Here is a 21,766-nt window from a genome sequence, read left to right on the forward strand (position 1 = left end):
ACCGGTCCTGATGTCCCAATGGCTCTTATCGGCCCGATTATCAATTAGTTTAATGAATTAATGATGATTTTTCGCATCCGATCAACGCGTACCCGCTTATACCATGATTTTGCGTATCCTAACCACCTGAAATTTTACCGGAACTGTAACCATTCGGAATTCACCAATATTGTCGCAAAGTTAAGTCTAGATTTTCTCTAGTCTCCTCCGTTCCCCCAAATAACCGTTCACTCCTTGAATCGCCTCCCATCAACGGACGCACCGCGGCACTCGCTCCATCCGCGAAGCGGCCCCAAAAAGTTTAGGAAAAGGAGGGGATGGGGGTCCGGGGGAAGCCGGTGACGCGGCGCATCGCGCCGCGTCACCGACCGAATGCGACCGCCCTTAGGCGGGGGTGACGATGGTGTGGATGGTGCGGACGAGTTCGTCTTCGCCCTTGGCGGCGTAGGTCTCGTACAGGCCCATGATGGTGGCCTGGGAGTAGACGTAGTTGCGGAACTGCTTGAACGGCTTGGCCTTGAGGTCGTTCTGGGAGAGCTTGTAGTCGCGCACGGCCACCTTTTCCACGACCGGCAGGACCCACTGGTTGGCGGGCACGGTCAGAACCCAGTCGTGGTCGCCGAGGTGGGTGACGAACCCTTCCTGGCGGCGGGGCAGGGGCAGGGTCTTGCCGCCCTCGGCCAGCAGGCCGTACTGCACGGGATCGACGCCCGCGATGATGGAAGCGGCGGTCAGCCAGCCCACGACCTGGGCCTCGTCCTTGTCGGTGCGCGGGTGGTTGTGGGCGCAGGCCTGGGCCACGATGACCTCGGCGGGCATCTTGCGGGCGATGGACTCGGCCACGCCCAGGGTATGGTGCTCGCCGGTCCCGGCCAGGGGGCGCTCGGTGCGGGATTCGCCGTCGGCCGCCCACTGGAAGACCCACGGCTTGTGCAGGTCGTGGAGCAGCTGGGCGGCGATGACCACGTCGCGGTCGAGCATGTAGTCGTAGACCTCGCGGTAGCCGTCGTACAGGGCCAGGGACACGCGGGTGTTCAGCCCGGTATGGGTGCACAGCCCGCCGGGATAGGCGTGGTGGCTGCCGTAGCCGGAACCGGGCGCGGACCAGAAGGGCTGGGGCGCGGTGGTCGCTCCGGACGCGGGCGGCAGGAAATCGGCTTCGGATACGTCCTTGATCAACCCCTTGGCGGACAGCTCCTTGTAGATGGCCTTCTTCTCGCCCGCTCCGAGGGACTTGATCACCGTGGGCGCGGGATTGTCGAGCACGGCCAGGACCTTGGCGCGCAGGCCGGGGTTGCGGATCTGTCCGGCGGACTGGAGGATGGACTGCCAGGAGGCGGACACCGGACCCGAGGCGTCGGCCATGGCCTGGGGCGCCATGGCCACACACTCGTCAAAGGTGACGGTGGTCGGGGCGGCGTGGGCGCGCAGGGGCAGGGCGGTGACCGCTGCGGCCGCGCCGGCCAGGGCCCCGAATTTCAGAAAGTCACGACGGTTAAGATGTTCGGAAGACATGTTTTTCTCCTTGAATGCGGACGGGTTGTGTAGTCTTCCAAACATACCTCCGGCTTTCGTCGGCAGCCTGACGAACGGGTGACGGAATGTGTCCCGGGGATGAAAAATAGGTCACAACCAGGGAGCTGGACCGGCGCGGTGAGGGGTGGCGGCGCGGGCCGGGAAAATAGGAAAAAAGTGCATTTCACCCATTATCTATATATAGAGGCTTGACGAGTTGAAGCAAAAGCGGGCATAGACCCCCCTCAGTCTGTCGGGAACGGGTTTTGGATGTGCCAAGGCCCCGCAACCAGCAAGGCAGGCCGGATACCATCTTCAGCCTGTTGAAGAAGGCGCGAGTGCAGGAGCGCAATCGCGCGTTTTTCAACAGCCTGATAAGAGAGCCGTAACATGCCGAAAGACCTGATCATCGTCGAGTCCCCCGCCAAGGTGAAGACCATCTCCAAGTTCCTGGGGAAGGACTACATGGTCGATGCCTCGGTGGGCCACGTGCGCGATCTGCCCACCCGTGACCTGGGCGTGGACGAGGAAAACAACTTCGCCCCGCACTATGAGATCATCCAGGGCAAGGAGGACGTGGTCAAGCGTCTCAAGGCCGCGGCTAAGAAGGCGAACACCGTCTATCTGGCGCCCGACCCCGACCGCGAGGGAGAGGCCATCGCCTGGCACGTGGCCGAGCTGCTCAAGCCGGTCAACGACAACATCCGGCGCATCCAGTTCAACGAGATCACCTCCCGTGCGGTCAAGGACGCGCTCGAACACGCCCAGGACCTCAACGAGAACCTGTTCGACTCCCAGCAGGCGCGGCGCATCCTCGACCGGCTGGTGGGCTACAAGATTTCCCCGATCCTGTGGAAGAACGTCAAGCGCGGCATCTCTGCCGGGCGCGTCCAGTCCGTGGCGCTCAAGATTCTGGTCGAGCGCGAAAAGGAACGCCGCGCCTTCCGGGCCGACGAGTACTGGCCATTCAAGGTGCTGCTTGAGGGCGGCAACCCGCCGCCGTTCTGGATGGACCTGCACAAGCTTGAGGGCAAGGCGGTCAAGCCGGGCGTGAACCACGTGTCCAACGCGGACCAGGCCGAATCGTTGCAGCTGCAGCTGGAGAACGGCGAGTTCAAGGTGGACTCGGTGCAGGAGAAGCAGCGCAAGCGCCAGCCCCTGCCGCCGTACATCACCTCCACCCTGCAGCAGGACGCCAACCGGCGTATGGGCTATTCGGCCAAGCGGACCATGTCCATCGCCCAGCGTCTGTACGAGGGCGTGGAATTGGGCAAGCGCGGCACCACTGCGCTGATCACCTACATGCGTACCGACTCCGTGCGCATCGCCAAGGAGGCCCAGGAGGCGGCCAAGAAGCTGATCCTGGACAAGTACGGCGACGACTTCTACCCGTCCAAGACCCGGAATTTCAAGACCAAGGGCGGCGCACAGGACGCGCACGAAGCCATCCGGCCCGTCGACGTGACCATCACGCCCGAGAGCGTGAAGAGCTTTTTGCCCGGCGAGCAGTACAAGCTTTACCGGCTCATCTGGCAGCGGTTCGTGGCCTCGCAGATGGCCGCGGCCAGCTTCTGGGACACCACCGTGCTGGTCAACGCCCCGCAGACCGTGTGGCGCGCCAAGGGCGAGCGGATGCTCTTCGCCGGTTTCCTGGCCGCCATGGACAAGGCGGGCTCCGAGGACGACGTGGAGCTGCCCAAGCTGCATGAGGGCGACGTGCTCCAGCTCAACGAGCTGAAAAAGGAACAGAAGTTCACCCAGCCGCCGCCGCGCTACTCGGAAGCCTCGCTGGTCAAGACCCTGGAGGAACTGGGTATCGGCCGTCCGTCCACCTACGCGGCCATCATCTCCACCCTGATCGACCGAGAGTACGCCAAGCTCGAGGAGAAGCGGTTCGTGCCCACCGAGCTCGGGTTCACCGTGTCCGACCAGCTGTCCGAGCACTTCCAGGCGCTCATGGACGTGGGCTTCACCGCCCAGATGGAAGGGCTGCTCGACGACGTGGCCGACGGCAAGAAGAACTGGGAGGAGCTGCTCAAGGATTTCGGCGGCGATTTCTACCCGACCCTGGAAAAGGCGCGCACCGAGATGGGCCGCTCCCAGCAGGTCACGGACATCATGTGCGACAACTGCGGCAAGCCCATGGCCGTGAAGTTCGGCAAGACCGGCGAGTTCCTGGGCTGCACCGGGTTCCCGGCCTGCCGGACCATCAAGAACTTCACCCGTGACGAGCACGGCAACATCCAGGTGGTGGAGCGCGAAAAGCCCGAGGACACCGGCGTGCTCTGCGAGAAGTGCGGTCGTCCCATGGCCATCAAGCAGTCCCGGCGCGGCGAGTTCCTGGGCTGCACCGGCTACCCGGACTGCAAGTCCATCGTCAATTTCACCCGCGACGAGAACGGCAACATCCAGGTCGTGGAGTCGGAAAAGCCCCAGGTGGTCGGCACCTGCCCGGATTGCGGCGGCGAACTGCTGCTCAAGAAGGCGCGCACCGGCTCCCGGTTCATCGCTTGCTCCAACTACCCGGACTGCACCTATGCCGCGCCGTACTCCACGGGCGTTCCCTGCCCGCGCGAAGGGTGCAACGGCGAGCTGGTCGAGAAGTCCTCGCGCCGGGGCAAGATCTTTTACTCCTGCTCCGAGTACCCCAAGTGCGACTACGCGGTCTGGAACTGGCCCCTCAACGAGCCGTGCCCCAAGTGCGACCACCCCATCCTGGTGCGCAAGACCACCAAGGACAAGGGCGAGCACATCGCCTGCCCCAAAAAGGGATGCGATTATTCTCGTCCTTTGGACGAGAAGGAGTAGGCGCGGAGGGCGGCTTCCGATAGCGGGCCATCTGCACATCTTTTCCGGCGGGCTTTCATCCTCATGTAGAAGGCTACACTGCGGTGAAAGCCCACCGGAAGAAAATGCACAGCTGACCCACTCTCGACAAATCCGCAGGACAGCGGATTTGGACGTTGCGGTCTTTCCGCAACGCCCCGAAGGGGTGAGCCCCAGGACGGGGCGAATCAAAGCCTATCCCGAGGGCGGATTGGCGGTTGAAGAGAGAGCCGCTGTCGGTTGGCCTTGCCAACCGAATCGCTCCAGGGTGGAGAGGAATCCATCTTGTTTTGTGTGTAGGGAGCTGGGCTCCCTTTTTTTGTGGGAAAAGTCGTTGGTGTTGATCCAGGTCAATGTTTTTTGGGGCGGGGGGCTGTAGAAGGGAGGTGCGTGAGGGGCATGACCAACCCCGGCGCATGGAGACATTCACTACCATGGGCGGCCAGCCATTGCCGCCCGAACGTCACACCCTACATCCTCCCACGAAGGCCGCCTCCCCTAGGCGGTCTTCCTGGTTTTTGGGGAGTGGGGCGGGGCTGGATTGTTTCGGGGAAACAACGTATCTGCTGCCCATGCCCGATATCCAACCCAATGCAGAGGCCGTATTGGCCGCGGCCCGCAAGCTGGGCCGTCCCGTGGAGCCTGAACAGGCCGAGCTGCTGGCCGTGTACCTGGACCAGCTCATCAAGTGGAACAAGAAGATGAACCTGGTCGGCCCGGCCGACTGGCGGACCGTGTTCGACCGGCTGGTGGTGGATTCCCTGTTCCTGGCCGATTTCGTAGCCGGGCTGAACCTGCACGAGCGTCCGCTGTGCCTCGACTTCGGGGCCGGGGCCGGGCTGCCCGGCATCCCCCTGCGCGTGCTCTGGCAGGCGGGCGACTACTGGCTGGTGGAGGTGCGCGAGAAACGGGCCACGTTCATGCAAAGCGCGCTCGGCCGCCTCAGGCTGCCCGCCACCAGCGTCTTCCTGGGCAAGGCCGAGGACGCCCTGGACCGCCTGTCCAGGTCCGGCCATCAGGCCACGGCCGACCTCATCCTCAGCCGCGCCTTCATGCCCTGGCAGAAACTTCTGGATTTCATCCACCCCATGCTCCGCAAGGAACCGGGCCGCACCGGCACCGCCATCATCCTGGCCAACGACCCGCCCCCGGCCGAATCCGCCATCCCCGACGGCTGGCAACTCGGCAACGTCGCCTCCTACCCGGCGGTGGGCTCCGAGCGCTATTTCTGGTCGTTCAAGGTCGAGTAGGAAAGAAGAATGCCTCCGGCGGCCAGAGGGGGAACCTCTTGAAAGAGGTTCCCCCTCTGGACTCCCCCTCCAGAACTTTTTGTGTGCCTTCGGCAAAGGCGTGCGGACGCCAAAAAAAAACCCCGGCTCAAACGGTCCGGGGTTTCGCTATTTGTCAGCTCCGCGAAGCGGCACAAAAAGTTTAGGAAGGGAGAGGGGAAGGGGAGAGGGAAAGCCCTTTTCAAAGGGTTTCCCTCTCCCCTTCCCCCGGCTGCCGGAGGCATTCTTTTTCTTACAACACGTCCCAGGTGGCACCTTGGGGGGTGTCGTGGACTTCGACCTGCATGGCGGCGAGTTCGTCGCGGATGGTGTCGGACTTTTCGAAGTCCTTGTCCTTGCGCGCCTGGGCGCGGGCGTCGAGCAGCTCGGCGACCTTGGCCGGGTCGATGCCGGCGCGGGCGGCGCGGTTGTCGCGCAGCTCCAGGAGGAATTCGGCGGGTTCGCGTTCGAAGATGCCAAGGATGGTGGCCCAGTCGGCCATGTCGGCCTTGATGCGGGCGAACAGGTCGCGGCCGCCCTCGGACTTGCGCAGGTTCTTGTCTTCGGCCACGCGCCCGGCGAGGCGGATGGCTGAGAAGATGTGGCCCAGGGCCCCGGCGGTGTTCAGGTCGTCGGCCATGGTTTCGGTGAAGTGCTTTTCGATTTCGTCGAGCTCCGTGGTCAGTTCCTCGGGGGACGGGGACTTCTTCCACTTTTCCTTGGCCAGTTCCACGTCGATCTGGTTCAGGGCGGAGTAGATGCGCTTGACGCCCTTTTCGGCCTCTTCCAGGGTGTCGAAGGAGAAGTCCAGCGGGCTGCGGTAGTGCATGGTCAGCAGGAAATAGCGCAGGGTCTCGGGCAGGAACTTGTCCAGGATGTCGCGGATGGTGAAGAAGTTGCCCAGGGACTTGGACATCTTCTCAGAGTTGATCTGCACGAACCCGTTATGCACCCAGTAGTTGGCGAACGGCTTGCCCGTGGCGGCCTCGGACTGGGCCACCTCGTTCTCGTGGTGCGGGAAGGACAGGTCCTGGCCGCCGCCGTGGATGTCCAACGGCAGGGAGGAGTACTTTTCGGACATGGCCGAGCACTCCAGGTGCCAGCCGGGACGGCCCTGGCCCCAGGGGGATTCCCAGAACGGCTCGCCGGGCTTGGCCGCCTTCCACAGGGCGAAGTCGAGCGGGTCCTCTTTTTCCTCGCCCGGGGCGATGCGCGCGCCGGACTCGAGCTCGTCGATGTTGCGGCCGGACAACTTGCCGTAGCCGTCAAAGGAGCGGACCTTGAAATAGACGTCCCCGGAAGGGGTGGCGTAAGCGTGGCCCTTGTCGATGAGCCGCTGCGTCAGGTCGATCATCTCCGGGATGTGTTCGGTGCACTTGGGCTCCACCGTGGGGCGCTGGACGTTCAGCCGGTCCATGTCCACGTAGAACTCGCCTATGAATTTCTCGGCGATCTCGCTGGCCTCCTTGCCCACCTCGGCCGCGCGCTTGATGATCTTGTCGTCGATGTCCGTGAAGTTGCGGATGAAGTTGACGTTGTAACCCTCGTGCTTGAGATAGCGGTAGAGCACGTCGAAGACCACGCTGGAGCGGGCGTGGCCGATGTGGCAGAGGTCGTAAGCCGTAATGCCGCAGACGTACATGTTCACGTCGTTGTCGTTGGCCGGGGTGAATGCTTCCTTGTGCCGTTTGAGGGTGTTGTAGAGTCTCATTGGATTACTCCATTTTTATTATATTGAAATAATTGTGCTTTGATTAAACGCCATCCGCCGGGCCGGTCTCCACGTGGACGTTCAGCAGGTCCAGGTTCTCGAACATGTCGCGGCCCATGAAGAAATAGAGCACGGGCACGGACTCCGCCGGGTTGGCGGACACGGTCAGGGTGCCGGGATCGTTCAGGAACGTCTTCAGGCCGAGCATGGCTGCGCGGGCCGGTTCGTTGGCCTGGGTCTCGGCGTAGGCGGCCAGCCCGTCCAGTTCCAGGCTGATTCGGTTCAGGGTGGACGCCTCGGATATGCCGGTCCTCCTGGCCCAATCCTGGCTGACCAGGCGCATGAACTCGCGGTTGTCGAAGGTCAGGACCGCCGAGCGGATACCCAGAGCGAAGCTCTGTTCCGGGCGGAACCCGGTCAGATCCACGTTGTCCAGGGCGCCGGTCAGCTTGAGCGCGCCGAGCTTGGGGTCGTCCATGGACAGGTTCTTGAGCTCCAGGATTTTGGTCTCCGGGTCGTATGCGTAGTCCAGTGCGCCGTTTCCGGCCAGGGTCTCGATGCCCAGGCCTTTGACGTACCCGGCCCACTCGCCGAAATTCTGCGGAGTCACCGGAATGGTCAGCCCCTTGGCCAAGATGGTCGCGTAGTGGGGGATGGGGTTGTCACGGTCGAATGCGGAGATGGACACCGAATCGGCCTGGACGTGCTGGCCCGAGGGGAACAGGGCGTCCACCCTTTTGAGGGTCACGGTGTGGGCGGTGATGTCCACGGACAGGTCGGCGTAGGACAGGGCCAGGCCCGGGGTGTCGGCCACGGCCCGGGTCAGCTCCTTGTCCACCTCGGCGTTGACATACCATTTCAGGCCGAAGAAGCAGAGCGCGGCGAAGATGACGAAGGAGATGAGGGATTTCTTCAGGCCGGACACGATCACAACTCCCTGAGGCCGGTGACGCAGGCTACGGCCTTGATGCCTTTCTTTTCGCCGGTGAAGCCGAGCTTTTCCTCGGTGGTGGCCTTGAAATTGACCTGGTGTTGCTCCAGGCCGAGCAGCCGGGCCACGTTCCTGGCTATCTGCCCGGCGTGGGGGGCCAGGCGCGGCACCTGGACGATGACGGTCAGGTCCGCGTGCACGATGCGGGTCTCGGCCCGCTCGGCCATGGTCAGGACCTCGCGCACGAGCACGCCGCTGTCCGCGTTGTCGAAATTCGGGTCCGTGTCCGGGAAATGGGCGCCGATGTCCCCGCCGCCGAAGGTGCCGAGGACGGCGTCGGCCAGGGCGTGCAGGAGCACGTCGCCGTCCGAATGGGCCACGGTGGTCGGGCCGCCCGGAATGGGCACGCCGCCCAGGACCATGGGCCGGTCGTGCTCGCCGCCGAAGCGGTGCGCGTCGTAGCCCCAGCCCGTGCAGGGCACGGTGGTCCGGGCCTTTTCCAGACGTTTCAGGTCTTCGGGCACGGTGATCTTGACGTTGCCCGCCTCGCCCGGAACGACCATGACCTCGGCCAGCCGCTCGACCATGGAGGCGTCGTCCGTTACCTCCCAGCCTTCGGCCAGGGCGCGGTCGTGGGCCTCGCGCAGCAGTGCGGTCTCGAAGCCCTGGGGGGTCTGCACGGCGGCGAGTTCGGAGCGGTCTAGGGTTTCGGCGACCATGTTGCCGTCCACCCGCTTGACCGTGTCGGTCACGGGCACGGCCGGGATCGCGCCGCGCGCGCCGGAGTGCAGCGCGTCGATGAGTTCGCGGACCAGCCGGGCCGAGACAAAGGGCCGGGCCGAGTCGTGGACCAGGACATGGCCGCACGACTTGGGCAGGCCGGTCAGCCCGTTGCGCACGGAGTCCTGCCGCCGCTCGCCCCCGGCCGCCACGGTCCACTGCACGCCCAGGTCCTCGGTCTTGAAGAACTGGCGCAGCTTCTTGTCCATGGCCGGGGCGTCCTCGGGCGGGAAGACGAAAACCAGGCCGCGCACGCCGGCCACGCGGGAGAAGGTCCGGGCGCAGTGCCAGAACAGCGGCGCGCCCTTGTACTCGAGGTACTGCTTGCGCTCGCCGCCCGTTGCCTCGGCCAGCCGTGTGCCGGCCCCTGCGGCCAGGATGATGGCCCAAATGTCGTTCATGGTGCGGTCCATGCGGTTGCCTGTCGAAATTGGGCGCACGGGGGAGGGGGTGCCTCCCCCGTGCGGTGTACACAAGTCGGAGCCGGTCATAAGCCGGGTCTTGTTCCCCTTGCGGGGCGGTCATCATTCATCTAGGCCGCCCGTTACCGGACGGCTCGAGCAACCAACCCGACAGCTTCGGCCGGGCCGGCCTCAAACGCTGTCCTATTCGGTCTTGCTCCGGACGGAGTTCACCTGGCCTGCCGCGTCGCCGCGACAGCCGGTGGGCTCTTACCCCACCGTTTCACCCTTACCGCCGGGTTGCCCCGGAGGCGGTTTGCTTTCTGTTGCACTTGACGGGGATCGCTCCCCCTGGGCGTTACCCAGCGTCCTGCCCTGCGGAGCCCGGACTTTCCTCCCCGGCCAAAGGCCGCGGCGATGACCTGCCCGACTCCGGACTTGTGATTTATTCTTCTCCGGCGCCTTCGGCCTGCACAAAGGCCTGCCAGTAGATCAGCCGCTGGCAGTTGGGGCAGCTCAGGATCTGCTGGCCCTTCTGCAGGTCGTTGTACGCCTGCGGCGGGATCATGATGTTGCAGCCCGAGCACACGCCTTCGGACACCGGCACGATGACCGGGTGCTCCATGCGCTCGCGGATGAATTCGTAGCGGCCCAGGATCGGCGGCGGAACGGCCTTGCAGGCCTTCTTGCGCTTGCGGTTCAGGGTGTCGAGCTTCTTGTTGGCCTTGTCCAGACGTTCGTCCAGGGTGGTCTTGAGCGCGTCGTACTGCTCCTTGACCCCGCCCATCTCCTCGTCCAGGGCCTGGGTGGCCTCGTCCTGGCGGACCAGCTCCTCGCGCACGGCCTCCTGCTCGTCGTCGCGCATGCGGTTGAGCTTTTCCAGGGAATCCATCTCGCGCATCATGGCGTGATATTCCTTGGTGTTGCCCACGAGCATCAGCTTGTTCTTGGACTTCTTGATCTTGCCCGCATCCTCCTCGATCTCCACGGACAGCTTTTTCTTCTGTTCGTTGAGGATGCTCATCTTCTCGTCGATCTGGCCGCGGCGCTCTTCGAATTCGCCGAGCTGGTTCTCGAGGTCGGCCAGCTCCTGGGGAGCCTGCTCGATCTCCTGGGTCAGCTCGAGGATCTCGTCGTCCACTTCCTGCAGGACGATCAACTGTTCAATCTGTTTCTGATACATGGGTTAACCTCACTATCTATTTGAAATCAAAAAGTGTATCCGCTACTTGCTGTATACCGAAAAGGGGTCCTGGCCCGGGAGGAAACGGACCTCCGCGCCGGGCATGGCCTGACCGAGCTCCTCGGCGAAGCGGCGCATCATCTCCTCTTCCAGGGAGAAATGGCCCACGTCCACCACGCAGACCGGGGTCTCCACGGCCGGGTGGTACTTCATGTCGCCGGTGACGAACACGTCCGCCCCGGCCCTGGCCGCTCGCTCGATCAGGGACGTGCCCGATCCGCCGCAATAGGCCACGGTGCGCACGCGCTCGGGCCTGGGCCCGGCGACCATCAACGCGTCGCGGTCAATCAGCCCGGCCAGCCGGTCCATGAACGCTTCAAAGGGCATTCCCTCGGGCAGTTCGCCCACCTCGCCGAAGCCGACCTCGCTCACCGGCGCGGTCAGGGAGCGCAGGTAGAACAGGGGCCGCTTGCCCAGGGAAAATTCGATCTTGTCCGCCAGTCCGCGCCATTTGGGCTCGTCGCAGACCACCCGGACCTCGCCGGTGCGGCTCTGGGCCACCGAGTGCACCCCGTCGTGGTCGGCCCAGATGTCGGCCGCCTCGCGGGTGATCGGCTCCTCGCAGTAGAACGACGCCTCCACCGGGGCGCGGCCGTTCTCCACTTCGAGCAGCCGCCTGCCGGTCAGCTCAAGCGCCTCGCCCAGCCAGAAGGCCGGGCCGTTCGGCCGGGTGTCCAGGGAGGTGTGGGCCGCGTACAGCCAGCTCCCGGTCGGGATCACCGACCGGAGCACGTCCAGGTACATCCCTTCCGCGCTCGGGGCCTTGGGCTTCATGTACAGCGGATGGTGCGTGATCACCGCGCCCGCGCCCCACTCGATGCAGCGGGAAACCGCCGCCGGGGTGGGCTCCAGAGTCACGGCCACCTTGTCCGTTTCGGCCACGGACCCGGCCACCTGCACGCCGGAATTGTCCCAGGAACTCTGGTTCGCCTCCGGAGCGAGATTGTTTAAAATGGACAAAATATCTTTAATTTTCATATGCTTACGACCATATCCCATAATGAGGATGCTCCCGTAGGGTTTCCCCCTCGGGAGCATCTCTTGTCCTCTTCGATCACCCGGCCTGCGGCCTTGATGGGGGATTTCAGGAAATATGCGTCAAACTGTCTTTCAGCTATTGCTTGTCTCAATCACGTCTCCCGTTCCAGGGGGCGCTGCTGGTGCGCTCAATACCCGTTCGCAGGTCGTTTGCGGATTGCGTCGAAAATCCGTTTATCCGGCGGGGGCCAACCGCCTACTTGATGGACCGGGTGGCCGCCTTGACCACCCCGGGGTGGACCGGGCCGTCCGGGGCCAGCCGCCATTGTTCCAGGGTGGCGAGCACCCATTGCGGCTTGTCCTTGGCCGCGTCGTTGAGCCAGTTGCCCACCGAATCCCGGACATACTTCGCGGCGTCAGCCTTGAGCGGAGCGAGGATGGGCAACCCGATCTCGGGATGCTCTCTCAACCGCTTGATATACGGGCTCCACACGCCACGCGGTCTGGTCGCCTCGGAGGCGAAGCGCCGCAGGTTGGCCGAAGCCTCCGCGCTCCACGGGGCCAACAGGGCCACGGCCTCATCAATGGCCGCCGCAATGTGGCTGCGGATGCCCAGCCATGCCCACTCCCGTACACCGAAATGCGTATCGCCCGCAAGGGGCCTGATCCGCTCGAGACGATCGGCCAGCGGGGTATCCGGCTGGGCCCCTATCATGTAGCAGGCGAACCCGCGTACCGTGTCGGAGGGGTGCGACCGGAGGGTGTCGAGCCCGGCCATGCCGTAGTCGCGCAGACACACGGTTCCGGCCAGGGCCATCCTCTTGGTGATGCCGAGCGCGGCGCCGTCCCGGAGGGCGTTCAATGAACCAGTGGTGAGTCTGGGCAGGCTTTGCCTGGCCAACTCATGAAAATCGATAGCCAACCCTTCGGCCAAATTTCCGGATTCCACGGTGCCGCTGTGCAACTCCCGCAGGCGTTCTTCGGAGACATCGGCCACTTTGGTCATTTCGATTCCTCGCGGGCGGGCTTACATGGGTCCGTTGCCGGAACGGAAGTCCGGACGGTTTTTCCGGAACGCCGCGTCCGTTTACTCGTTGGTGGGCCAGCCAGGATTCGAACCTGGGACCGACCGGTTATGAGCCGGTGGCTCTGCCAACTGAGCTACTGGCCCGCCGTGGAGTCGAGCACCATAGCCGGAAGTCATCCCTGGTGTCAACTCTACGGGGGCTTTGTACGGCGGCTTCCGAGAGCGGGGCATCCGCACATTTTTTCCGGGGGCTTTCATCCTCATGTAGACGGCTACACTGCGGTGAAAGCCCCCCGGGTCTGTACCTGAGGCATAAGATCTTGTACGGTTCGAAGACTCGCCTACAATTCACTTAAAAATGCACATCTGACCCACTCTCGAAAGCCTCGCTGCGTGCGGACTCGGTGGACAGAGCCGCTGTCGGGTGCCTAAGGCACCCGAATCGCTCCCGAAGGGGATGGCTGTTGTTGTGCGCTGCGGATGGGCTGTTGGGTTAGGATTGGGAGAGGTCGAGGGCTTGGGTCAGCCAGGTGATGAAAGACTGGGCGGGGGAGTCGGGGGTTGGGGAGCGACGGGTGATGACGACGTAGTCGATGGGGGTTGTGGTGAAGCCGTAGGGGGCGACGAGGAGGTTCTGGGCGAGGGCGTCCCGGACCATGGGCAAGGGGCCGATGGCCAGGCCGAGCCCGGCGGTGGCGGCCTGGAGGCTGAAGTAGAAGTGGTCGAAGGATTGTTCGGCGTCGGTGTCTGGGGTCTGGCCGGAAAGTCCTTTCCAGTCGGTCCAGGCCGTGGGGCGGGTGCGGGTGTGCAGGAGCCGTTTGGGGGTGTGTTCGTGGGCCGCCCAGTAGGCCGGGCTGCATACCGGGCCGATGGGCTCCCGACCGAGCGACTGGTGGTGGTAGCGGCCGGGCCAGGCGAAGTCCGAGCGCCGGATGGCCAGGTCCACGCCCTGTTCGGACAGGTCGATGGGGCCGCCCGCCGTGGACAGCAGGACCTCGGTGCCCGGGAACGCCCGGTGGAAGTCGTCGAGCCTGGGCATGAGCCAGCGCATGGCCAGGGTGGGCTCGCAGGATACGGACAGCCTCGGAGCCGAGGGCTCGGCCTTGAGCTCCTCGCAGGCGCGCCCCAGCCCGGCGAACAGGGTCTCCACCTGCGCGGCGAAGGTTCGGCCCCGGTCTGTCAGGTGAATGCCCCGGTTACGCCGCTCGAACAGCTCGAACCCGAAATAATCCTCCAACTGTTTCACGGCCCGGCTGACCGCGCCGTGGGTCACGTGCAGCTCCTGCGCGGCCCGCGTGAAACTGCCGTGGTGCGCGGCGGCCAGGAAACTGGCCAGCGGGGTCAGGGGAGGGAGGTTGGGCATGGGCTTTCCGTGAGTTTAATTCACCGACTATCTGCAAATTAATCGATTGTGCATTTCATATCCTCTTTTATAGTTGGAGTAAACAAGATCAACTTCGGAGGATAATCGTGAATTTTACTATTGAAACGAATTTGCTCGTCGTGGCCGGGGTCACCTTGCTGGCCGTGATCAGTCCGGGGCCGGACTTTGCCGTCATCCTGCGCAACACCCTGCGCTCGGGCCGGGGGCCGGGGCTGGCCACCGCGCTGGGCATAGCCTGCGGGGTGGTGGTCCACGTGACCTACACCCTGTTCGGGCTGGGCTGGCTCGTGGCCCGCTACGCCTGGCTGCTGACAGCCGTCAAGTACGCCGGGGCCGCCTATCTCGTCTGGCTGGGGTGCTCCGCCTTACTGTCGAGTAAAGGTGAGCCCGGTCGCGAGCAACCTCCCGTCACCGCCGCCCGCGCCGATCTCCGGCAGGGGTTTCGCAACGGCTTCCTGTGCAACGTCCTGAATCCCAAGACCGTGCTCTTCTTCATCGCACTGTTCACCCAGGTGGTCGCGCCGGATACGCCCCTGGCCGCCCAGGTCGGCATTGGCGCGTACATCGTCCTGACCCACCTGGCCTGGTTCGCCTTCGTGGTCCTGGTCCTGACCCACCCGGCGGCCCTGCGGGTCTTCAACCATTGGCGCAAGGCCGTGGAAAGGACGGTGGGCGGCTGCCTCGTCGCGCTGGGCGTGACCCTGGCGGTCGAGAACTGATCGGATCGCGCGGGGTCAGCCAGCCGCCTCCACCTTGCGGATGGTCCTGTTGGCGAACCACAGGGCCACGGCGGCGCTGGTCCAGACGATGGCGAAGATGGACAGCCACAGGGCGGTGATGGGGTGGCCGAGGACCTGGGTGAAGAGCGTGAACAGGATGAACGGGGCGACCACCTGGCGGGCCAGGCCGAGCCAGATGGCGAACATGGGGCGCTTCATGCCCTGCAGGACCGAGGTGGGCACGAAGATGGCCACATAGCCGTACAGGGTGAAGGCGTCGATGTGCAGGTAGCCCGCGCCCACGGCGATGACCGCCGGGTCCTGGGTGAAGATGCGCATGAGCGGCCCGGCGAAGATGAGGATGGGCACGGACAGCGGGATGAGCAGGTATGCGCCGTAGAGCAGGTTCTTGCGGTAGTTCTCGCGGATGCGGTCGATGCGGCCCGCGCCGAAGTTCTGGGCCGTGATGGTCAGGGCGGCCACGCTCAGGCCGATGGTCGGCATGAGCACCACCTGGTCGATGCGCGTGGCGATGCCGTAGGCGGCCGAGGCCTCGGGCCCGAACCCGGACACGTAGCGGAAGATGACGAAGAACCCCAGGGCGATGGTCATGGAGTTGAGCGCGGCCGGGAATCCCTGGTGGGCGATCTCGCCGTACATCTTCAGCCGGGGGATGAAGTTGCGCCCCTTGTCAGTCTTGAGCAGCCCGGTGCGCCGGGTCTTGAACAGCAGATAGACCCCGCCGATGCCCTGGAGGATCACGGTGGCCCAGGCCACGCCCGCAAGCCCCATGGCGGGCAGGCCGAACCCGCCGTAGATGAACCATGGGTCCAGGACCACGTTCAGCGAGGCCATGAGGATGAGCGTGTTGCGCATGCTCCTGGTGTCGCCCTGGGACTGCAGGATGGCGTTGAACAGAAACAGCGACATGGTCACCACGTTGCAGGCGAAGATCGGGTTCATGTAGCTCAGGCAGATGGAGAGGTAGTCGCCGCGCGCCCCGAGCCAGCCGAAGATGGCGGGTGAAAAGGCCAGACCGAACGCGGCCAGGGCCACGGACGCGAGCAGGCCGAAGCCGAGCATCTGCACGGCCACCAGCGCGGCCTTGTCCCGGTCGCGCGCGCCCAGCGCCGAGCCCATCAGCGCGGTGGAGCCGGTGCCGATGCCGCCCGCCAGGGCGGTGATGATGAAGTACACGGGCAGGGACAGGGCCAGGGCGGCCTGGGCGTGGGTGTCGATGCGCCCGGCCCACCAGGTGTCCACCACGTTGAACATGGTATTGAAGAAGAAGCCCACGCTCGAGGGCACGGCCACCTGCCGGATCACCTCGGAGATGGGCCGCGTAGTCAGGTCGGTCCTGTCGATGGCCGTTTTGCTCATGGCCCGACTGTACCCGTTTACCCTGCGGAGATACACCCCTTTCCCGACGGGTTTTCCGGGCCGGGGCCAAGCCGGTTGACGGCCCCGCGCCGGGGCCTGTACGTATGGACCATGGGAAAGACGCCGACCAATGCGGAAGTGCGCTTCTGGCGCGACCCCGACCTGCCGGGCGTGGAGGTGCGCCGGTCCTCCTACAACGAGGAGGCCTTCCGCACGCACGTCCACGACGCCTTTTCCATCGGCTTCATCGAGCAGGGCAGGACCACCTTCGACCTCGAAGGGACCGCGCACATCGCCACCACGGGCCGGATCGTGTTCATCGGCCCGCACCTGGCCCACGCCTGCAACCCGGACCCGGACTCGAACATGGCCTACACCATGTTCTACATCGACCCGGCGTGGCTCCTGGCCGTGGCCCGCGAACTCTTCGGACCGGACGCCCGGCCCCCGCGCTTCCCCGATCCCGTGATCGACGACCCCAGGCTGGTGGAGCGGCTGCGCGGGCTGCAACAGGCCATCGCCGACGAGGCGGACCGCCTTGAGCGGGAGTCCCTGCTCATCCAGGGACTGGCCGAGGCCATCACCCGGCACGGCGAGCCCGGCCCGGCGCAGGAGGTCCGCTCCGGCGGGCGCGACGCGGTCAAGGCGGTGCGCGCCTACCTCACGGACCACCTCACCGAAAAGGTCTCCCTGGACGAGCTGGCCGAGGCCGCCGGACTCAGCCGCTACCACCTGCTGCGCGTGTTCCAGGCCGCCACAGGCCTGCCGCCCCACGCCTACCAGAACCAGCTGCGCGTGGACCTGGGCAAGCGGCTCCTGGCCCAGGGCATGCCCGTCAGCCAGGCCGCGCTCGAGACCGGCTTCACCGACCAGTCCCACTTCACCCGCGTGTTCCGCCAGTACACCGGGGCCACGCCCGGTCAGTACCGGGATTCCGGCCGTTCCTGATCCGGGCCGCAATTTCGTACAATACGCTTCCCCCGGCCCCGGCTAGGTTCCCTCTCCTCAACCAAAGGAGAAGAACCATGCTGTTGTGGCAAAAGATGATGATCGGCCTGGCCCGGAGCGAATCCATGACCCGCCGGATGCAGGAATCCCGATATATGAGCCGGTTCGCCCGCCGTTTTGTGGGCGGCCGCGACGGGGCCGAGGGGCTGGAGCGCGCCCGAACCCTGCGCGAACAGAATCTGTCCGCCTCCCTGTTCTACCTCGGCGAATACGTGGCCGACCCGCAGGAGATCGAGACCACCCGCCTTGCCCTGGCCGAGGTGGCGCAAGGGCTGGGCCGGTCCGGCCTGGACGTGCACCTGTCCGTGGACCCCACCCAAGTGGGGGCGATGATCTCCTGGGAGGCGTGCCGCGGGAACGTCACCGCCCTGGCCCGCGAGGTGGCGGACAGCGCCGGGGCCGGACGCGACGTGCTCATGCTCGACATGGAGGACTCCTCGGTCACCCAGCCGACCCTGGATCTCTACCATCATCTGCGCGGCGAGAACCTGCCCGTGGCCGTGACCATCCAGGCCTACCTGCACCGCACGCCCGGCGATCTGGCCCGGTTGGTGGCGGACGGGGCCATGGTCCGGCTGGTCAAGGGGGCGTTCGCCGAATCCGGCAAGAAGGCCGTGACCGGACGGCGCGACCGGGACGAGGCCTACCGCAAGGCCATCGTCACTCTGCTGTCCCCCGAGGCCCGCGAGCGGGGCGTGTACCCGGTCTTCGGCACCCACGATCACAACATGGTCGCCTTTGCCGAGCACGTGGCCGCGGCCAACGGCTGGCGACGCGACCAGTGGGAGGTGGAGATGCTCCTGGGCGTGCGCACGGCCTATCAGCGCAAACTGGCCGACCAGGGGGTGTCCGTGCGCCTCTACCTGCCGTTTGGCCGCGACTGGTGGCCCTATTCCATCCGCCGGGTGGGCGAGAACCCCAAGAACCTCGGCTTCGTGTTCCGCTCCATGCTCGGCAAGGGCGAATAAGGGCATCGGGCAGGGGCGTCCGGGGCCGCAATTTCCTACAATACCCGTCCCGCCCGTCCCGGCATGGTGTTCTCCCAAACACTCAGGAGAACACCATGTCCGAAAACACCGCCGTTCTGGCGCGGCCCGCCGCCTGGCTCGCCCCGGCCTGCCTGGCCGCCGCCGTGCTCCTCTGGGGCACCTCCTTCATGGCCACCAAGACCGCCCTGACCGGATTCAGTCCGCAGGTCCTGGTCTGGCTGCGCATGACCCTGGCCGCCCTGGCCGTGCCTTTTTTTATGCGGCGCATCCCCCGGCCCGACTACCGGCCGGGCGACTGGAAGATCCTCGCGCTGCTCTGCCTGATGCAGCCGTGCCTCTACTTTCTGCTCGAAAGCAATGCCGTGAACCTGACCACCTCGTCCCAGGCGGGCATGGTCTCCTCCCTGGTGCCGCTCTTCGTGGCCGCCGGGGCCTGGGCCATCCTCGGCGAACCCATGACCCGCACCGCCATGCTCGGCCTGGCCGTGTCCATGGCCGGGGTGGTCTGGCTGTCCATGGCCGGGGCTCCGGACGCGGCAGCGCCCGATCCGTTTCTGGGCAATCTCCTCGAAGTGGGAGCCATGGTCTGTGCCGCCGTCTACATGGTGGTCATGAAACGGCTCTGTGCCCGCTATTCCACCTGGTGGCTGACCGGTCTGCAATGCGTGGCCGGGGCGCTCTTCTTCCTGCCTGGGGGCATTATGGGCCTGTCCGGCCCCCTGGCCGACGTCCCTCGCACCGCCTGGCTGGCCGTGATCTATCTCGGCCTGTTCGTCACCCTCGGGGCGTTCGGCCTGTACAACATGGCCATGACCTGCATGCCCGCCGGACGCGCCGCCCTGTCCATCAACATGGTGCCGCCCGTGGCCCTGGTCGCGGGCTGGCTGCTGCTCGGCGAGACCCTGACCGGCGCGCAGCTGGCCGCCTGCTGCGTGGTCGGGGCCGGTGTCTGGCTCGGGCGGCGGTAGCGGTCGGCATTGATAATATCCATTTCACCCGGCGCAACGAAAAGGCCCCGGTTCCCGGTGGAGTTCCGGGAACCGGGGCCGATCATGAACCGGTCGGATCGAAGAGTGTTCGTTGTACGGCCGTGAATGCGGCCAGCCCTAGGGCAGGAAGCCGAGGACCGTTGCCGGGGAGCCCGACCCGTTGAGGTTGCGCACGCCGCCGACCACGATCCACGCGCCCTTGGCGGGCAGCTGTCCCAGCCCGGCTAGGTTCTCCAGGTGGATGCGGTCGCCCTTCAGCAGGGCCGTGTTGGTGGCGTAGGATTCGTCGGAACCCGGGTCCACGCCGTGGGTGTCGATGCCCAGGCCGCCCAGGGCGCGGTTGTCGATCAGCCACTGCGTGGCGTCGATGCCGATGCCGGGGTAGTGCATGACGCTGTCCTTGTCTTCGTTGAAAAAGGCCTTGGGATCGTCCCAACGCTTGTCCCAGCCCGTGTAGGCGATGACCATGGCGTGGTCCGGAATCCGGCCGTTGGCCTTCTCATAGGCCTGCACGTCCGCGAGGCTCAGGGCGTAGTCCGGGTTCTTGGCCGCCTTGTCGCGGACGTCGATGACCACGGCGGGATAGACGAAGGACGAGGCGGGCAGTTTGTCCGCGGTTTTCTCGTCGGCATTGAAATGCGCGGGCGCGCCCCAATGGGTGCCGGAATGCTCGCCCATGGTCACGGACAGCAGGAAGAAGCCGTCCTTCTCCACCGTGAACGCGGGGTCGAGCACCGGCTCCGGGTCGCCGGGGAAGATGGGCATGTCCGTGGTGTTCACATGGCTCAGGAAAACGACCTTGCCGAAGGCCCGGGCCATCTGCTCCGGGGTCAGCGCGCCGCTCTCGCCCGCCATGGCCGTGCCCGCCACAAGAAGCAGACACAGGGCCAGGCCCAATGCGCAGCGTGCCTGCGCTCTTACATTCTGAAACATCAAAACTCTCTCTTTTACGTAATCCGGGGAAAGGCCCGTCCGGCGCAATCCGCGCCCGATCCCGCCCGTCCCCGTCGGTTTCGGCAAAAGGAAAACGGAGTGTTTACGCCTCTTGCCGGGATACCCTTTCCTCAATGCGGACCGATTCCGTGAGTGCCGTTTTACCCCATGGGGCCTCTGTTCGGCAACAGCGGGGAGAGGCCGGGAGATGAGGGGAATAGGGGAGATGGGAGAGATGGAGGCCGCTGCGCGGCGGGGTCGGGTGACTTCGCCTCCGGCGGCCAAAGGGGCGGGCCCCCTTTGGAATCCCTGTGTCGCCTTCGGCGAGGGATGGGAGCGGGGAGGAGGAGTGCGGCGCGGTCGGCTTGGCGGGATGCGGCTGTGTGGTGCCCCGAAGGGTTCGCGCCGCCAGGCAGGGCGAGGGTTATGAACAAATGAGAGGACGGCGTTTTGGACCGGGGCGTGAAGAGAGTCGATCCCCGGTGCTCCCACCATCCGCGAAGCGGCACCAAAAAGTTTGGGAAAAGGAGGGGATGGGGGTCCGGGGGAAGCAACAAAAAAGGGTGGGCCGCTTCAGCGGCCCACCCTTTTAACTTTGTCTCGGACAACCCGGTTATTTCAGGCCGAGTTCTTTTTTGAGGTATTCGAAGTCGATGTTGTTGGACACGAGTTCGGCGCCCTGTTTGATTTTGATGGCGTCGCGCAGTTTGTGTCGGGAGAGGATGTCATCCATCTTTTTGGCGACCGTGAAGGTATCTTCGCGGACCATGATGATGGGCGTTTCCAGGACCTCGGAGCGGGTCAGGATGATGTCGTTGGGGTAGAGGTTGCCGGTCAGGATGAGGCAGGGGCAGTCGCCTTCGAGCGCCACGAGCTGCACGTCGGACCGGTCGCCGCCCACGATGATGGCGGAGTTCTTCTTCTTGCGGAAGTGGGTCATGAAGTTTTCGACCTGCATGGTGCCGATGAGGAAGGACTCGACCACGCGTTCGGACTTGTTGTGGGCGGAGATGATCTTGCCGCCCAGGCGGTCGGCCAGGTCGCCGACCTTGATGGCGCCCATGAGCGGGTCGCGCGGGATGACGCCGAGGATCTTGACGCCCTTGGCCTCCAGGGCCGGGCCCAGGAGCTGGGTGATCTCATCCATGAAATTCGGGGGCACGTCGTTGAGGATGACGCCGGTCATGAGGTCGCCGAGCGTCTCCTTCATGGCCATGAGGTAGTCGTATTTGAGTTCCTTCTGGAAGCGGTCGATGATCACGGTCTTGATGCCGAGCCTGCGGACCACGGAGATGGCGTCGGTGTCGCAGTACTTGCCGGAGTACATGGACCCGGACCCGGCCACCAGGGTGACGTCCTTGTCCTTGGACACGGTTTCGTAGCCTTCGACGATGCTGTCCAGCAGGCCGTCCATCTTGCCGGTGAACGCCTTGACCTTGAAATCCTGGGTGACGACCACGGGGGTGACCATGGCCGGGTCTTCGTTCAGTCCGAGCACGTCCTGGACAAAGGCGGCGTCCTCGTCGCCGAGCTTGCCGTCGATCTCCATGGGCATGGCCCCGACGGGTTTCATGTAGCCCACGTTGTACCCGTCTTTTTGCAGGCGCAGGCCCATGCCCATGACGATCATGTTCTTGCCTGAATACCCGGTGGTAGAGCCTATGTAGAGTCCAGCCATGCCTAA

17 protein-coding genes, 1 tRNA gene and 1 other RNA gene are annotated in these 21,766 nt (G+C 65.0%); 6 read left to right on the forward strand and 13 right to left on the reverse strand.

Annotated features, from left to right (window positions below; translation table 11 throughout):
- Positions 1 to 384: 384 nt before the first annotated feature.
- Complete coding sequence (locus tag ACR42D_RS02280; RefSeq protein WP_484565256.1) at positions 385 to 1,515, reverse strand: twin-arginine translocation signal domain-containing protein; 1,131 nt, start codon at positions 1,513 to 1,515, stop codon at positions 385 to 387.
- 390 nt (positions 1,516 to 1,905) lie between these two features.
- Here ACR42D_RS02280 and topA point away from each other — a divergent pair, with 390 nt between their 5' ends.
- Positions 1,906 to 4,323 (forward strand): type I DNA topoisomerase, encoded by a 2,418-nt coding sequence (topA, locus tag ACR42D_RS02285; RefSeq protein ID WP_484565257.1) that lies wholly within the window; start codon positions 1,906 to 1,908, stop codon positions 4,321 to 4,323.
- A 590-nt stretch (positions 4,324 to 4,913) separates the two neighbouring features.
- Positions 4,914 to 5,591 (forward strand): 16S rRNA (guanine(527)-N(7))-methyltransferase RsmG, encoded by a 678-nt coding sequence (locus ACR42D_RS02290; RefSeq protein ID WP_484565258.1) that lies wholly within the window; start codon positions 4,914 to 4,916, stop codon positions 5,589 to 5,591.
- Positions 5,592 to 5,862: 271 nt separating this feature from the next.
- Here the strand turns inward: ACR42D_RS02290 and cysS are convergent, their stop codons facing one another.
- From cysS to ACR42D_RS02335, 9 genes are all read right to left on the reverse strand, one after another.
- On the reverse strand, positions 5,863 to 7,320 hold the full coding sequence (gene cysS, locus ACR42D_RS02295; RefSeq protein WP_484565259.1) for a cysteine--tRNA ligase: 1,458 nt from the start codon (positions 7,318 to 7,320) through the stop codon (positions 5,863 to 5,865).
- A gap of 43 nt (positions 7,321 to 7,363) precedes the next feature.
- Positions 7,364 to 8,245: a hypothetical protein gene (locus ACR42D_RS02300; RefSeq protein ID WP_484565260.1), complete on the reverse strand. Its 882-nt coding sequence runs from the start codon at positions 8,243 to 8,245 to the stop codon at positions 7,364 to 7,366.
- Between the two features lie 2 nt (positions 8,246 to 8,247).
- Positions 8,248 to 9,444: a 2-C-methyl-D-erythritol 4-phosphate cytidylyltransferase gene (ispD, locus tag ACR42D_RS02305; RefSeq protein WP_484565261.1), complete on the reverse strand. Its 1,197-nt coding sequence runs from the start codon at positions 9,442 to 9,444 to the stop codon at positions 8,248 to 8,250.
- A 62-nt stretch (positions 9,445 to 9,506) separates the two neighbouring features.
- An RNA gene (gene rnpB / locus ACR42D_RS02310) (RNase P RNA component class A) lies at positions 9,507 to 9,866 on the reverse strand.
- Positions 9,867 to 9,877: 11 nt separating this feature from the next.
- Positions 9,878 to 10,615: a zinc ribbon domain-containing protein gene (locus tag ACR42D_RS02315; protein WP_484565262.1), complete on the reverse strand. Its 738-nt coding sequence runs from the start codon at positions 10,613 to 10,615 to the stop codon at positions 9,878 to 9,880.
- Between the two features lie 42 nt (positions 10,616 to 10,657).
- Complete coding sequence (locus ACR42D_RS02320; protein ID WP_484565263.1) at positions 10,658 to 11,653, reverse strand: Nif3-like dinuclear metal center hexameric protein; 996 nt, start codon at positions 11,651 to 11,653, stop codon at positions 10,658 to 10,660.
- A 256-nt stretch (positions 11,654 to 11,909) separates the two neighbouring features.
- Entirely contained in the window at positions 11,910 to 12,659 is a 750-nt protein-coding gene (locus ACR42D_RS02325; RefSeq protein ID WP_484565264.1) for a DNA alkylation repair protein, read from the reverse strand.
- A gap of 89 nt (positions 12,660 to 12,748) precedes the next feature.
- Positions 12,749 to 12,824, reverse strand: a tRNA-Ile gene (locus tag ACR42D_RS02330).
- A 349-nt stretch (positions 12,825 to 13,173) separates the two neighbouring features.
- Positions 13,174 to 14,043 carry a LysR substrate-binding domain-containing protein gene (locus ACR42D_RS02335; protein ID WP_484565265.1) on the reverse strand — a complete coding sequence of 290 codons (870 nt, stop codon included), beginning with the start codon at positions 14,041 to 14,043 and terminating at the stop codon, positions 13,174 to 13,176.
- Between the two features lie 107 nt (positions 14,044 to 14,150).
- Here ACR42D_RS02335 and ACR42D_RS02340 point away from each other — a divergent pair, with 107 nt between their 5' ends.
- Positions 14,151 to 14,783 (forward strand): LysE family translocator, encoded by a 633-nt coding sequence (locus ACR42D_RS02340; RefSeq protein ID WP_484565266.1) that lies wholly within the window; start codon positions 14,151 to 14,153, stop codon positions 14,781 to 14,783.
- A 15-nt stretch (positions 14,784 to 14,798) separates the two neighbouring features.
- On the opposite strand, the gene ACR42D_RS02345 is transcribed toward ACR42D_RS02340, so the two are convergent.
- Positions 14,799 to 16,163: an MATE family efflux transporter gene (locus tag ACR42D_RS02345; protein ID WP_484565267.1), complete on the reverse strand. Its 1,365-nt coding sequence runs from the start codon at positions 16,161 to 16,163 to the stop codon at positions 14,799 to 14,801.
- 111 nt (positions 16,164 to 16,274) lie between these two features.
- Between ACR42D_RS02345 and ACR42D_RS02350 the strand changes: the two genes are divergently transcribed.
- The 3 genes from ACR42D_RS02350 (at position 16,275) to ACR42D_RS02360 (ending at position 19,128) form a co-directional block, all read left to right on the forward strand.
- Positions 16,275 to 17,111: an AraC family transcriptional regulator gene (locus ACR42D_RS02350; RefSeq protein ID WP_484565268.1), complete on the forward strand. Its 837-nt coding sequence runs from the start codon at positions 16,275 to 16,277 to the stop codon at positions 17,109 to 17,111.
- A gap of 77 nt (positions 17,112 to 17,188) precedes the next feature.
- Entirely contained in the window at positions 17,189 to 18,139 is a 951-nt protein-coding gene (locus ACR42D_RS02355) for a proline dehydrogenase family protein (protein WP_484565269.1), read from the forward strand.
- A gap of 95 nt (positions 18,140 to 18,234) precedes the next feature.
- Positions 18,235 to 19,128 carry a DMT family transporter gene (locus ACR42D_RS02360; protein ID WP_484565270.1) on the forward strand — a complete coding sequence of 298 codons (894 nt, stop codon included), beginning with the start codon at positions 18,235 to 18,237 and terminating at the stop codon, positions 19,126 to 19,128.
- 138 nt (positions 19,129 to 19,266) lie between these two features.
- Here the strand turns inward: ACR42D_RS02360 and ACR42D_RS02365 are convergent, their stop codons facing one another.
- Positions 19,267 to 20,082 carry a cyclase family protein gene (locus ACR42D_RS02365; RefSeq protein WP_484565271.1) on the reverse strand — a complete coding sequence of 272 codons (816 nt, stop codon included), beginning with the start codon at positions 20,080 to 20,082 and terminating at the stop codon, positions 19,267 to 19,269.
- A gap of 613 nt (positions 20,083 to 20,695) precedes the next feature.
- Positions 20,696 to 21,760, reverse strand: coding sequence for a phosphotransacetylase family protein (locus ACR42D_RS02370; RefSeq protein ID WP_484565272.1), 1,065 nt, complete (start codon positions 21,758 to 21,760; stop codon positions 20,696 to 20,698).
- Positions 21,761 to 21,766 lie beyond the last annotated feature (6 nt).

This window comes from Pseudodesulfovibrio sp. lm2024 (assembly GCF_051175575.1).
Lineage (GTDB): Bacteria > Desulfobacterota > Desulfovibrionia > Desulfovibrionales > Desulfovibrionaceae > Pseudodesulfovibrio > Pseudodesulfovibrio caledoniensis.